10 protein-coding genes are annotated in these 13,687 nt (G+C 61.0%); 6 read left to right on the top strand and 4 right to left on the bottom strand.

What is annotated here, in order from left to right:
• Nucleotides 1-24 precede the first annotated feature (24 nt).
• The gene (gene soxR, locus BB28_RS11310; protein ID WP_030098071.1) at nt 25-477 is read left to right on the top strand and encodes a redox-sensitive transcriptional activator SoxR; all 453 of its coding nucleotides are present in this window, start codon (nt 25-27) and stop codon (nt 475-477) included.
• Here the strand turns inward: soxR and uvrB are convergent, their stop codons facing one another.
• On the bottom strand, nt 478-2,637 hold the full coding sequence (uvrB, locus tag BB28_RS11305) for an excinuclease ABC subunit UvrB (protein ID WP_046253593.1): 2,160 nt from the start codon (nt 2,635-2,637) through the stop codon (nt 478-480).
• 65 nt (nt 2,638-2,702) lie between these two features.
• Between uvrB and BB28_RS11300 the strand changes: the two genes are divergently transcribed.
• From BB28_RS11300 to BB28_RS11285, 4 genes are all read left to right on the top strand, one after another.
• The gene (locus BB28_RS11300) at nt 2,703-3,227 is read left to right on the top strand and encodes a ribonuclease FAU-1 family protein (RefSeq protein ID WP_046253592.1); all 525 of its coding nucleotides are present in this window, start codon (nt 2,703-2,705) and stop codon (nt 3,225-3,227) included.
• The gene (locus BB28_RS11295) at nt 3,220-4,218 is read left to right on the top strand and encodes a Gfo/Idh/MocA family protein (protein WP_046253591.1); all 999 of its coding nucleotides are present in this window, start codon (nt 3,220-3,222) and stop codon (nt 4,216-4,218) included. The genes BB28_RS11300 and BB28_RS11295 overlap by 8 nt, the downstream gene beginning before the upstream one ends.
• A gap of 42 nt (nt 4,219-4,260) precedes the next feature.
• Entirely contained in the window at nt 4,261-4,671 is a 411-nt protein-coding gene (locus BB28_RS11290; RefSeq protein ID WP_030098075.1) for a hypothetical protein, read from the top strand.
• A gap of 62 nt (nt 4,672-4,733) precedes the next feature.
• Nucleotides 4,734-5,210 (top strand): DUF5078 domain-containing protein, encoded by a 477-nt coding sequence (locus tag BB28_RS11285; RefSeq protein WP_030098076.1) that lies wholly within the window; start codon nt 4,734-4,736, stop codon nt 5,208-5,210.
• A 134-nt stretch (nt 5,211-5,344) separates the two neighbouring features.
• Here the strand turns inward: BB28_RS11285 and BB28_RS11280 are convergent, their stop codons facing one another.
• From BB28_RS11280 to BB28_RS11270, 3 genes are all read right to left on the bottom strand, one after another.
• Entirely contained in the window at nt 5,345-8,332 is a 2,988-nt protein-coding gene (locus BB28_RS11280) for an MMPL/RND family transporter (protein ID WP_046253590.1), read from the bottom strand.
• Nucleotides 8,329-8,745 carry an MmpS family transport accessory protein gene (locus tag BB28_RS11275; protein WP_075874239.1) on the bottom strand — a complete coding sequence of 139 codons (417 nt, stop codon included), beginning with the start codon at nt 8,743-8,745 and terminating at the stop codon, nt 8,329-8,331. Before BB28_RS11275 ends, BB28_RS11280 begins: the two co-directional genes overlap by 4 nt.
• 840 nt (nt 8,746-9,585) lie before the next feature.
• A complete protein-coding gene (locus BB28_RS11270) occupies nt 9,586-12,690 on the bottom strand; it encodes an MMPL family RND transporter (RefSeq protein ID WP_235604547.1) in 3,105 nt (1,034 codons plus the stop codon).
• Nucleotides 12,691-13,021: 331 nt separating this feature from the next.
• Here BB28_RS11270 and BB28_RS11265 point away from each other — a divergent pair, with 331 nt between their 5' ends.
• Nucleotides 13,022-13,687: a TetR/AcrR family transcriptional regulator gene (locus BB28_RS11265; RefSeq protein WP_046253588.1), complete on the top strand. Its 666-nt coding sequence runs from the start codon at nt 13,022-13,024 to the stop codon at nt 13,685-13,687.

Here is a 13,687-nt window from a genome sequence, read left to right as displayed (position 1 = left end):
TGCACTTGAGATCAAGGAGAGGTGATGAAGGACAAGGCCGAGCTGTTGCCGATAGGCGAGGTGGCCAGGCGCTCCGGAATCGCCGTATCCGCCGTGCGGTACTACGCCGATATCGGCCTGATTCCCGCCGAACGTACGTCCGGCAACGCACGGGTGTTCCGGCGCCACGCGTTGCGGCGAATCTCGCTGATCCGGGTCGCGACAGGATTCGGCATCCCCCTGTCGGAAGTCGCCGAGGTGTTGTCGAGCCTGCCCGACAACCGGGCGCCGAGTACTCGTGACTGGCAACGAATCTCGCGCCAGTGGCATTCGCATCTGGAAGAGCGCAAGAACGCCATCGCGGACATGCAGGAGAAGCTCACCGGATGCATCGGCTGCGGATGCCTATCCATGACCAAATGCACGCTGTTCAATCCCGCCGACGTCCTCGCCGAGGACGGGTCGACCGGCGCGCTCCTGCTCGCCGATCCGGGCTGATTACTTCAGGCCCGCGGCGTCCATACCGCGTAATTCCTTCTTCAGATCGGCGATCTCGTCACGGAATCGTGCCGCCAACTCGAACTGCAGATCGCGCGCCGCCGCCATCATCTGCTCGGTCATGTCCTTGATCAGATCGGCCAACTCGGCTCGAGGCATGCTCTTGGTATCGCGCCCCTCGAACACTCCGGCACTGACCGCGCGCCCCGGCTCACCCTGCGCCCGCCTGCCGCGACTCGCGTTGCGGCCCGATCCACCGACCGCCACCTCTTCGGTGTCTTCGGCTTCGCGGTACACCTGGTCCAGGATGTCAGCGATCTTCTTGCGCAACGGTTGTGGGTCTATCCCGTTCGCCTCGTTGTATGCGATCTGCTTGGCGCGTCGGCGATCGGTCTCGTCGATGGCCTCTTTCATCGAGTCCGTCATGGTGTCCGCGTACATGTGCACCTCGCCGGATACGTTGCGCGCGGCACGGCCGATGGTCTGAATCAGACTCCTGCTGGACCGCAGAAATCCTTCCTTGTCGGCGTCGAGAATGGCGACCAGCGATACCTCGGGCAGGTCCAGACCCTCCCGTAGGAGGTTGATACCGACGAGAACGTCATACTCGCCGAGCCGGAGCTGACGCAGCAGCTCGACCCGCCGCAGAGTGTCCACCTCCGAATGCAGGTAACGCACCCGAATACCCATCTCCAACAGATAGTCGGTGAGATCTTCGGCCATTTTCTTCGTCAACGTCGTCACGAGCACCCGCTCATCGGCTTCAGTGCGTTGGCGGATTGAGGTGATCAGATCGTCGATCTGCCCCTTGGTGGGTTTGACGACCACCTTCGGATCCACCAGGCCGGTCGGCCGGATCACCTGCTCCACGAACTCGCCGCCGGCGGCATTGCGCTCATAGTTCCCGGGCGTCGCAGACAGATACACGGTCTGCCCGATTCGCTCGGCGAACTCTTCCCAGGTGAGTGGCCTGTTGTCGGTAGCCGACGGCAACCGGAAGCCGAAATCCACCAGATTCCGCTTACGCGACATGTCCCCCTCGTACATGGCGCCGATTTGGGGAACCGTCACATGCGACTCGTCGATGACCAGCAGGAAATCGTCGGGGAAGTAGTCGAGCAGCGTCGATGGCGGGGTGCCGGCCCCACGCCCGTCGATATGCCGCGAGTAGTTCTCGATCCCCGAGCAGAAGCCCACGTTGCGCATCATCTCGATGTCGTAATTGGTCCGCATCCTCAGGCGCTGCGCTTCCAACAGCTTGCCCTGGCCCTCCAACTCGGCAAGTCGTTCCTCGAGCTCCTGCTCGACACCCTCAAGGGCCTTCGTCATCCGATCAGGTCCCGCCACGTAATGCGTCGCCGGAAAGATTCTTAATGAATTAGCTTGCCGTACAACATCTCCGGTGAGCGGATGCAGGTAGTAGAGCGCCTCGACCTCGTCACCGAAGAATTCGATGCGCACCGCCAGCTCCTCATACGAGGGAATGATCTCGACGGTGTCGCCGCGGACCCGGAAGGTGCCACGGGTGAATGCCATGTCGTTGCGGTTGTACTGCATGTCGACCAGCAATCGCAGCAGAGCGTCCCGAGGCACTTCGAGCCCGACGTCCAGTTGCACAGAACGGTCCAGATACGACTGCGGGGTGCCCAGACCGTAGATGCACGACACCGAGGCCACCACCACGACGTCGCGGCGGGACAGCAGGTTGGATGTCGCGGAGTGCCGTAGACGCTCCACGTCGTCATTGATAGAGCTGTCCTTCTCGATGTACGTATCCGTCTGCGCGATATACGCTTCCGGCTGGTAGTAGTCGTAGTACGAGACGAAGTACTCGACAGCGTTGTGCGGCAACATTTCCCGAAGCTCATTGGCCAGCTGCGCGGCGAGCGTCTTGTTGGGTGCCATCACCAGCGTCGGCCGTTGCAGCCGTTCGATGAGCCAGGCGGTGGTCGCCGACTTGCCAGTACCCGTGGCACCCAGCAGCACCACGTCCTTCTCCCCCGCCCGAACTCTCCGTTCCAGCTCGGCGATGGCGCCCGGCTGATCGCCCGCGGGCTCATACTGACTGACGACCTCGAATCGCCCATCGGTACGCAAGACGTCCGTGACCGGTCGGTACTCGGAGTGCGCAACGATGGGGTGTTCTGTTGCGAAAGCCATGAGCCCAGAGTAAGCCGACGGTCTGACATTCACCCGAGACGACAGGAAGGCAGCAGGAAACCAGCGTGCACCTGCCCAAACGCGAGATATTCGACCTCGATGCCATGACGAACACCGATCCCAAGGGAATCGTGCGGTCGGTGGATGAGTACCGGGTGGAGCCCTGGGGACTGTTCATGGCGCGCCCAACGCCCGGTCGGGCGCAGTTTCACTACGTGGAGTCCTGGCTGCTCCCGACGCTGGGACTGCGTGCGAACATCTTCCATTTCAATCCGGGATACGAGCGCGATCAGGATTTCTACCTCGACATCGGCGATTTCGTCCCCGGGCCCTCGCAGTGGCTGGCCGTCGACCACTATCTTGACCTCGTGGTGCGCTGCGGACGCGAAACCGAACTGGCCGATGTGGACGAGTTGCTCGAGGCGCACAGAGCAGGGTTGCTGCCTGCTGCCACATCCGAGCTCGCGATCCGCCGCGCAGTCACCGCCATCGATAACCTCGCCGGGCACGGTCACGATCTGAATGCGTGGTTGACCGCCGCCGGAATGCCGCTGACCTGGCGCGACCCGAACGGAGACACTCATGCCTGACACCATTCGCTGGGGAATCATCGGACCGGGGCGCATCGCCGGAAACGTGGCCCGGGACTTCCCGCTCACACCGGGCGCAGAGCTGGTGGCCGTTGCCTCTCGGTCGGCCGAACGTGCCGGCGACTTTGCGAAGACACATCGCATTCCGCGATCCTTCGGTTCGTACCGGGAGTTGCTCGCCGATCCCGACGTGGACGCCGTGTACATCGCCACCCCACATCCCCAGCATCGACAGGCCGCCATCGCCGCACTCACCGCGGGCAAGGCAATCTTGGTCGAGAAGGCCTTCACCGCGACGGTGGCCGGAGCACAGGAGATCATCGATATCGCAAGGGCACGTGGCGTTTTTGCCATGGAGGCGATGTGGACCCGGTTTCAGCCGGCGATCGTCGCGGCCAAAAATCTTGTCGATGACGGGGCCATCGGCGAGGTCCGCCAGGTCCAGGCTGACCTGGGAGTGGACCGCCCGTTCGATCCCAACGACAGGCTGTTCAGTCCGACGCTGGGCGGCGGCGCGTTGTTGGATCTCGGCGTCTACGTGGTCTCGCTGGCCCAGTACTTCCTCGGCGATCCGGCAGCAGTGGTGGCACATGGTTCGTTGTTCCCCACCGGGGTTGACGCCGAAGCCGGCCTGCTCTTGCGCTATGACGACGGACGCACCGCGACGCTGCTGTGTTCACTGCTACATCACACTCCCGGCCAGGCGCGCATATTCGGTACCGAAGGCTGGATCGATATCCTCCCCCGATTCCACCACCCTCGTGAAATCGTGTTGCACCGCAAGGGATCTGACCCTGAGCCGATAGTGAAGCCGCCCGTCGGCGGCGGATACAGTCACGAGCTGGCCGAGGTCACCGGATGCCTGCTCGAGGGCAGCGCGCAGAGCACCGTGATGCCCCTCGCCGACACCTTGGCCGTACAGCGGGTGCTCAACACGGCGTGCGAACAGCTCGGGGTGCATCACCGCGAAGACCCTGCTGACCTGGACTGATCCCGTTGTCGTCGCCATTCGGACGCCGGTAAGATGCCCGGTATGCGCCCCCTCCTCCGTGGGCTGTGCGTTGCCGGGGCAGCGGCGATCACCTTCGCCCTGCCGGCAGCACCAGCCTCCGCCGCCGAGTTGCACAACATCAGTTACATCGCTCGCGTCGATGGGATAGGTCGTGGCATCTCCGTGACGTTCAAGACCGATCCGGTGGAACGTCGTACCGAGCAACCGCGTCTGGGCCCCGGCGAGAGCTGGGAAGTGAATCTCGTCATGGACGATCCCCAACAGGCAGGCATGGCGGTACGGGTGCTGCCGCCCTATGGGGTCGGATTGCACTGCGAAGTGCAGGTCGACGATGTCGTGGTCGACTCCCAGGACCTGACGGTGCCGCCCGCGCTCGGGATCTTCAACGGGCCCGTTAACGACACGGTCACCTGCGGACACTTCAACCCGTAACCACCAGTCAAATGAGTCACTTTCGTACCCCGGACCTGCACAAAAACCGCTACAATGGCGCCATGCGCCTGAACTCTATTCGTAGCAATATTCGCGGTTCTTTCCGCGCTGCCGGAATTGCGATAGTCACCGCGGGAATTGCCGCGAGCACAGTGCCCGCGATTGCCTCCGCAGACTCCACCGATGACTACCCAGTTCCCCGCCGGATGCTGAAAACCACGTGTACAGCCGAACAATATCTGGCGGCGGTTCGCGATTATGACCCGATTTACTACACGCGGTACATGATCGATAAGAACAACAAGCCCGACTATGTGCAGCAGGCGACGATCGATCGGATTCATGAGTTCTTCGCCAAGGACTACGCGGGCCGTCGTGCGGAGTCCGAGGTTTTCGCGGTGAACTACCCGCCCGAGGCGTTGACATCGCAATGGCCCAACTGGGGCAAGATATTCTTCAATAACAAGGGTGTCGTCGCGAAGGGCACCGAGAACTGCAGCAAGTACCCATCCGATATGTCGGTGTGGGACGGCCCCTAAACAAGCGCACGGAAAACGCCCCGCGGTGATCTACACCGGCGGGGCGTTTTTCTGTCTGTACGGCCGGACTGTGCAGGCACCTGGAAAGAGTTCGGCCCCCATGCCGTGAGCATAGGGGCCGAACTCTTCAACCGTTAGATCGCAGGTCGCGGGAATTCCGTGGTGACTGGCTCGTCGTGCACTGGACCCGGACCGACCGGAACAGGTGCCGGCGGTGGTGGCGCCTGCTGCTCGACCGGCACCGGAGGCGGTGGCGGATCGGTGGCGTATTTGCTCACCTTCATGGGCCACCAGAACCATCGACCCATGAGCGCGGCAATTGCCGGCGTCATGAACGCCCGGATGATGAAGGTGTCGAAGAGCAGACCAAGGCAGATGGCCGACCCGGACTGGCCGATCGCGATCAGGTCGCTGGTGATCATCGACCCCATGGTGAACGCGAACACCAGACCGGCCTGGGTTGCCACACTTCCGGATCCGCCGACGCCTCGGAGAATCGCGGTGTTCAGACCACCGTGTAGCTCTTCCTTGAATCTGGACACCAATAGCAGGTTGTAGTCCGATCCGACCGCCAACAAGATGATGACGGTGAACGGCAGCACGAACCAGTGCAGCTGCAGACCAAGGATGTGCTCCCACAACAACACTGACAGACCGAAGGACGCACCCAGCGATATCGCGATGGTCCCGACGATCGTGAACGCCGCCACGATGCTTCGCGTGATCACCAGCATGATCACGAAGATCAGGCACAGCGACGCGATGACCGCGATCATCAGGTCGTACTTCACCATCTCGCCGATGTCGTGGTACGTCGGTGCGGTACCACCCAGATAGAGCTTGGCTTCGTCCAGCGGCGTGCCCTTGATCGCGTTCTTCGCGGCCTTGAGCTCGACCTCGGTGTTGGCCAATGACTCATTGCTGGCGTAGTCACCCTCATGGGTGATGATGAACTGCGCCGCCTTGCCGTCCGGCGACATCATCAGCTTGACACCCTTCTTGAAGTCCTCGTTGTCGAAGGCTTCCGGCGGCAAGTAGAAGAAGTCGTCGTTCTTGGCCTCATCGAACGCCTGACCCATAACCGTTGCGGTGTCGGTCATGCGATCCATCTGGCCGATCATGCCGTTCATGGTGCTGTACATGGTCAGCATGGTGTTCCGCATGTTTTTCGTAATGGCGATCATGGGCGGAAGCTGCTCAACCATCTGCGGCATGAGCCGGTCCATATTGGTTATGTCTTTGAGCAACCCCTGCATGCTCTCGGCTAGTTTGTCGATCCCATCAATGGTGTCGAATAGCGAGCGCATGGACCAGCACATCGGAATATCGAAGCAGTGCTTATCCCAATAGAAATAGTTGCGCAGCGGCCGGAATTGATCGTCGAAATTGGCGATATTGTCCCGCATCTGATTGGTGACACTGATCATATCGGGGGTGGTCACAGTCGCCATATTGTGCGTGACGCCGACCAGCTCTTTCATGATGCTGTACATGCGCTCCATGATCGCGATCATCGAGCCCATATCGTCGGCCATCTTCAACATGTCCGACATGCTGTTCTTCAGATAGTTCATGTTCTCGGTCATCGATACCGATTGCATACTCACCTGGAAGGGCACCGAGCTGTGGTCGATAGGGGCACCCATCGGGCGCGTCATGCTCTGCACCTTGTTGATGCCCTCAACCCGGAAGACGTTCTTGGCGATTCGGTCCAGCACCAACATGTTGGCCGGGGTCCGCAGGTCCTTGTCCGCCTCGACGATCAAGATGTCCGGGTTCATTCTCGCCTTCGAGAAGTGCCGGTCGGATGCCTGGAAGCCCTGGATCGACGGCAGACTGCCCGGGATGTAGTAGCGGTCGTTGTAGTTGACCGTGTACGAGGGCAGGATCCCCAGTCCCAGCAGCGCGATGATCATCGTGACCGCCAGGATCGGCCCGGGCCAGCGCACGATGGCAGTACCGATCTTGCGCCAGGTCCGGTTCTTGATGGTGCGCTTGGACTCCAACAGCCCGAACTTCGTCGCGATCAGCAGTACCGCCGGCCCGATGGTCAGCGATGCGGCCACCACGACGAGCATGCCGATCGCACAGGGCACACCGAGCGACTCGAAGTACGGCAGTCGTGTGAATTTCAGGCAGAAGGTGGCACCGGCGATCGTCAGACCGGAACCCAGAATCACGTGCGAGACACTGTGATACGTCAGATAGAAGGACTCGAGTCGCTCCTTACCCTCCGCTCTCAGTTCTTGATATCGCCCGATCAGGAAGATCGCGTAGTCGGTACCGGCCGCGATGGCCAATGAGGTCAGCAGGTTGACCGCGAATGTCGATAGGCCGATGATCTCGGCGTTGCCGAGAATCGCGACGACGCCGCGGGCGGCGCCCAGTTCGACGAACACCATGAACAGGATGAGCAGCACCGTCGTAATGGATCGGTAGATGAACAACAGCATGATGGTGATGACGATGAAGGTGATGCCCGTCATCTTGAGCATGCTCTTGTCGCCGGCGTCGTTCATATCCATCGTCAGCGCGGCCTGACCGGTGACGAAGACCTTCAGGCCGTCCGGGTATGTGCCGTTCTTCTTGCTCTCGTCGATGAGCTTCGCGACGAGATCCTGTACCGCGGTGACGGATTCCTTGCCTTCCGTCGTGCCTTGATCTCCGCGGAGATTCAGCTGGACGTAGGCGGCTTTCTCGTCGACACTCTGCGCGCCACCAGCGGTGATGCGGTCGCCCCAGAAGTCCTGGGCGTACTCCACGTGGTTGGTGTCGGCCCGTAGCCGCTTCACCATTTCGCGGTAGAAGGTGTGCGCCTTGTCATTCATGTCCGTCGAGAACTTGGTGTCGTTCTCCAACAGGACCATGACCATGCTGTCGTCTTTGAACTGCTGGAACAGCTCACCCTGGCGCTTGATGGCCTGATATGACGGAGCGTCCTTGGACGCCAACGACACCGAGTGCTCTTTGCCGACCTCTTCGAGCTGCGGCACGACCACGTTGACGATGACCGTCAAGACCAGCCAGGCCAGAATAATCGGCACCGAGAAGGTGTGGATGAACCGCGCTATGCGCGAAGGCTTTTGGGTTGCGCCGTGAGTAGGAGCGCTATGTGTGCTCATGCGGATTTCACCATGCAGAAGACTTGGGCGTTGTGGTTGGACACGGTCTGTTCGTCCTTGACCTCGCCATTGGAAAGGATGCGGCAGCCGATTTCGTCGCTATCGCCCATCGCGACGACATTGGCGAAGACGGATGTCATCGTCGTGGTGATGGTGAGCGTCCACGGCAGGGTGGTGAACTGGGCGCGCTGCGGCTGCGCCCTGTCATCGAGATAGTTGACCTCGCCCTTTGTCCCTGCGGGACCGAAGATTTCGTAGACGATGTCTTTCGGGATGATGTTCTTGGAATCGTCCTTGATACCGGCCGCCGAATTGATGCTGGTCGAGCCGAACACTCCGTGAAGCCGGTAGACGCCGAAGCTAGCGGCCGCGAGTGCCACTATCACGACGAGCGGGATCCATACCCGCGCCAATAACTTGAAAATCGTCCGATCCCCTTCACCCGTGTGGCCCGGGGGCCAACAACTCGACTCTGCCTATCGCGTCCGGCTATGCGTATCCGCCATTCGCGCGCAAATAGTTACCAGCCAGTACGACACCGTGTTGTTTTTGCGGAGTCAGCGAGCACACGGGCTGTCCGGTCACATCGTCCGTTCATCCCACCTGGCTCCGCTCATGCCCGTTTTCTCAGTAATTCGTAAGGGATACTACATACGTTTGTCAGGGAACTGTACATGTGCCGTCAGTCACAACTCGCACATTTACGCCCCGAGACGCTCGCAATAGCCTAGTTAGCTACAAGCGGATGTCAACAACCGGTGACACTGTTCTATTCCCGGCTTCTTTTCGTCGATGTTACGAAAGAGCCTGCTCGCACATCCAAGTTGGTGACTGACTTCGGGATCACACCAGCTAATGGACCTGGACAGTGTTTGCCACCGCTATTTTTCGGCACGCCGCCCACATCAAGCGCGGACACCACCGACACACCTCGCCCCCACTGGTGTCGCGGTGGGTGAAAGTGATCAACTCCAAGCCGATCGAACGGGCGTGTCGTTCGACACATAAGGAGACATTTGTCCATTAGCAACGCGCAGTCAAGCACCCCAGGCTGTCGTCCACAGCGATTTCAGCAAACGATCTGGCGCATCATTCGACGCTCGAGATCCGAAGAATGTGATGACTCACGAGAAGATCCGGCCATTCGCAAAAGCGAATTACCCAAGCGGTGGCACCAGCTCTGGTAACACCTGTCTACCCGCGGCGCGCGCGTAGACAGGTGTCAGCCGAACTGCCAGCGAACGGCCGAAGGCTCAGACAGATGGCCTCGGGAACTCGGTCGTCACCGGGTCATCGCCGTGTCCCGTACCGACAGACGCTGGTTGAGGAGGCGTCTTCGGCGGTGGCAGTGGCCGGGTGCGCACGTTCAGCGGCCACCAGAACCAGCGGCCGAGGATCGTCGCGATGGCCGGGGTCATGAAGGACCGCACGATGAGCGTGTCGAACAACAGACCCAGTGCAATGGTGGTCCCGACCTGCCCGATGATCCGTAGATCGCTGACCACCATGACGGCCATAGTGAAGGCGAACACCAGACCGGCGGACGTCACCACACTTCCGGTGCCACCCATTGAGCGGATGATGCCGGTCTTCAGGCCGCCGTGTAGCTCCTCTTTGAGTCGGGAAACCAACAGCAGGTTGTAGTCGGAGCCCACCGCAAGGAGCACGATGATGGCCATTTGCATGACAAGCCAATGCAATTCGATGCCAAAGATGTACTGCCAGATGATGACCGACAAACCGAATGAGGCACCGAGAGACAGCGCGACCGTGCCCACGATGACCAGCGCTGCCACGAAGCTTCGCGTGATGAGCAGCATGATCAGGAAGATCAGGCACAGCGCGGAGATGCCGGCGATCATCAGGTCGTAGCGCGCACCATCGGACATGTCCTTGAACACGGCCGCGGTGCCGCCCAGTTCGATCTTGGCGTCCTCCAGGGGTGTGCCCTTGACGGCCTCGATCGCGGCCTGCTTGATCGGCTCGACATGCGCAAGGCCTTCGGGCGTCGCGGGATCTCCCCGATGCGAGATGATCATCCGGACCGCCTTGCCGTCCGGCGACAGGAACGACTTCAGACCGCGTTTGAAGTCGGCGTTGTCGAAGATCTCCGGCGGCAGATAGAACGAGTCGTCATTCTTGGCGGCATCGAACGCCTTACCCATGGCGGTCGAGTTCTGACTCATCTCGTCCATTTGGTTATAGAAGCCAGACATGGTGCTGTGCTGCGTCAGCATCATCTTCTGCATGTCTTCCATGATGGGGACCATTGCCGACATGTCCGACACCATCTTGGGCATCAGCTGATCCATCCGCTCCATGTTGACCACCATGCCGTCCATGGTTTCGGTCATCTCATCGATCTTGTCGAGGGTGTCGAAAATCGAGCGCATGGCCCAGCACATGGGTATGTCGAAGCAGTGCTTCTCCCAGTACAAATAGTTGCGGATCGGGCGGAACCAGTCATCGAAGTTCGAGATGCTGTCTCGCATCTCGTGGATGGTGCCCTGCAAGGTGTGCATGTCGCCGACGAGCGAGTGGGTGATGCCCGCCATCGTTGTCATGTTGGCGAGCGTCCGTTTCATGATGACGACGTTCTCGCCCATCTTGTCGGCCTGGACCTTCATATCGGCCATGCGGTCCTTCATCAGCTTCATGTTTTGCAGCTGACCCACGCTCTGCATGCTGATGAGGAACGGGATCGAGGTGTGCTCGATCGGCGTGCCCTGCGGTCGCGTAATCGCTTGCACACGAGCGATTCCCGGAACACGGAAGACAGCCTTGGCAACCTTGTCGATGACCAGGAAGTCTGCCGAGTTACGCATGTCGTGATCGGACTCGATCAGGAGCATTTCCGGGCTCATCCGGGCCTGCGAGAAATGCCGCCCCGCCGCTTCGAATCCAGCGTTGGCGGGGATGTCCTTGGGGATGTACTTCTTGTCGTCGTAGCTGGTCCGGTATCCGGGCAGCGCCGCCAGGCCGACGATGGCGATCGCCAACGCGGCCGCGAGCACCGGCCCAGGCCAGCGCACGATCGTGGTTCCGATCTTGCGCCAGGTACGAATACGCATGGCGCGCTTGGGCTCGAACAGTCCGAAGCGGCTTCCGATGGTGATCAGCGCCGGCCCCATTGTCAGCGAGACCAGAACACCCGTGAGCAGACCCACCGAGCACGGCACGCCGAGGCTTTGGAAGTAGGGCATCCGGGTGAAGCTCAGGCAGTACATGGCGCCGGCGATCGTGAGGCCTGAGCCCAGAATGACGTGTGCCGTGCCATGGAACATCTCGTAGTAGGCCGACTCTTTGTCGGACCCCATGGCCCGGGCTTCCTGGTAACGGCCGATCAAGAAGATGGCGTAGTCGGTACCGGCCGCGATCGAGAGCATCACCAGCAGGTTCACCGCGAAGGTCGACAGCCCGATGATCTGATGGTCGCCCAGGAACGCGATGACACCTCGAGCCACGCTCAACTGAACGCCCACGAACAGGAACACCATGATCACGGTGAAGATCGATCGATAGAAGAACAGCAGCATCACCACGATGACCAGGAATGTGAGCGCGGTGATGAGCTTGAGGCTGCCGTCACCCGCGTGGTTCATATCGGTCTGCAGCGCGCCAGGGCCGGTGACGTAGACCGTGAGCCCGTCGGGCAGCTTGGCGCCGTCCTTGGTCCAGTTCGCCTCGACCTTTTTGACGATTTCCCGGACGGCTTCGGTGGACTCGTTCGACAGCGTCTCGCCCATATTTCCGGCGAGGTTCACCTGCACGTAGGTGGCCTTGCCGTCGGTGCTCTGGGCTCCCGCCTCGGTGAGCGGATCGCCCCAGAAGTCCTGCACGTGCTGAACGTGTTTGGCGTCGGCGCGCAGCTGCGTCACCATTTCGTCGTAGAACTTGTGCGCTCCGGGGCCCAGGCGTTCTTGCCCCTCGAGCACGATCATCGCCACGCTGTCGGAGTCCGACTCCTTGAACATCTGGCCCATGTGCTTCATCGCCTGCATGGACGGCGCACTTTGTGGACTCAGTGAAACTGTCTGTTCTTTACCGACCGTGTCGAGCGATTTCTGCGTCCCGAAGACAACGACCAACAGCACCCAGAAGATCAGGATGGGAATCGACAGGCGCCGAATCCATTTGGCCAGGAAGGTAGGCTCCCCGCCGCCGTGTGCCCCGCTCATGCAGACTTCACAAAGCAGTAGACGTAGGCGCTCACCTCGTTGGTTGTTTTTGTCGTCGGTCATGCTGCCGGCGTAGGTGGGCAACTGGTAAGAACCGAAAATGCCGCGAATGCGCCACACCGCAAAACCCGCGATGGCCAGGACCAACACCATCACCAACGGGATCCACGCCCGCTTCAATGCGCTGAGAATCGTAAAACCCCTTCACCCGTTGGCGTTGTGCAAGCCGACGCCACTCGCCCGAACCTGGCTCAACTACTGATCGGATATCCGCACCCGACCGCCCCATCGGAAGGCGGCGCAGCTATCGCCACGTGATGGTCGCTTCGAGCCTGCGGTACCCGGGCGCATCCGCCCGGACGTTTCTCGAAGTAAACCATGCCTAAGTGCGGAACAGTTGGCTCCCTTCCAGCGCGTTCATCAGGATCTTTAACGCATATCACGTGCGTAACGCACGCTACCGGGTGGTTCGCTACGTCGCAAATCACACGCCGTGCGTTATCCTCGGCACGTGGCGCAACTGACATTCCAACGCGCCCGCACGGACGAAAAGAAGCGTCAGCGGGCCGCGGCGATCGTGGAAGCCGCACGATCCCTGGCCGTGGAATCCGGTGTCACCTCGGTAACGCTGACCGCCGTCGCCAACCGCGCCGGAGTGCACTATTCGGCGGTTCGGCGCTATTTCAGCTCCCATAAGGAAGTGCTGCTGCACCTGGCTGCCGAAGGTTGGACTCGCTGGTCGGACACGGTGTGTTCGGCGCTGGCCGAACCCGGCACCGGCTCCCCTGCCCGCGTGGCCGAGGCTCTCGTGCACGGGCTCGCGGCGGATCCCCTGTTCTGCGACCTACTCGCGAACCAGCACCTGCATCTCGAACACGAGGTGGATGTGGAGCGCGTCGCGGAAGTCAAACAGATCAGCAATGTGGCGGTGATGGCGATCGCCGAATCCATCGAGCAAGCGCTCCCCGAGATCGGTCGCAAGAGTTCATTGGACATCCTGGTGGCGGCCTTCTCGTTGGCCGCGATGCTGTGGCAGGTCGCCCATCCACCGGAGGGCCTCGACCACGACTACAAGAACGAGCCCGGCGTCCCGCCGGACTGGAATCTTGACTTCGAGCCGGCCCTGACGAGGCTGTTGACGGCGACCTGCGTCGGCATCGTCGCGCAGGCGCACTGA

Origin of the sequence: Mycobacteroides chelonae CCUG 47445 (assembly GCF_001632805.1) — a bacterium.
GTDB classification, from domain to species: domain Bacteria; phylum Actinomycetota; class Actinomycetes; order Mycobacteriales; family Mycobacteriaceae; genus Mycobacterium; species Mycobacterium chelonae.
This window is presented reverse-complemented; position numbering and strand designations above follow the sequence as displayed.

Bases quoted from the DNA above. Each gene is read 5' to 3' on its own strand.
- soxR (WP_030098071.1), top strand. From the start codon at position 25: ATGAAGGACAAGGCCGAGCTGTTGCCGATAGGCGAGGTGGCCAGGCGC.
- uvrB (WP_046253593.1), bottom strand. From the start codon at position 2,637: ATGGCTTTCGCAACAGAACACCCCATCGTTGCGCACTCCGAGTACCGA.
- BB28_RS11295 (WP_046253591.1), top strand. From the start codon at position 3,220: ATGCCTGACACCATTCGCTGGGGAATCATCGGACCGGGGCGCATCGCC.
- BB28_RS11290 (WP_030098075.1), top strand. From the start codon at position 4,261: ATGCGCCCCCTCCTCCGTGGGCTGTGCGTTGCCGGGGCAGCGGCGATC.
- BB28_RS11285 (WP_030098076.1), top strand. From the start codon at position 4,734: ATGCGCCTGAACTCTATTCGTAGCAATATTCGCGGTTCTTTCCGCGCT.
- BB28_RS11280 (WP_046253590.1), bottom strand. From the start codon at position 8,332: ATGAGCACACATAGCGCTCCTACTCACGGCGCAACCCAAAAGCCTTCG.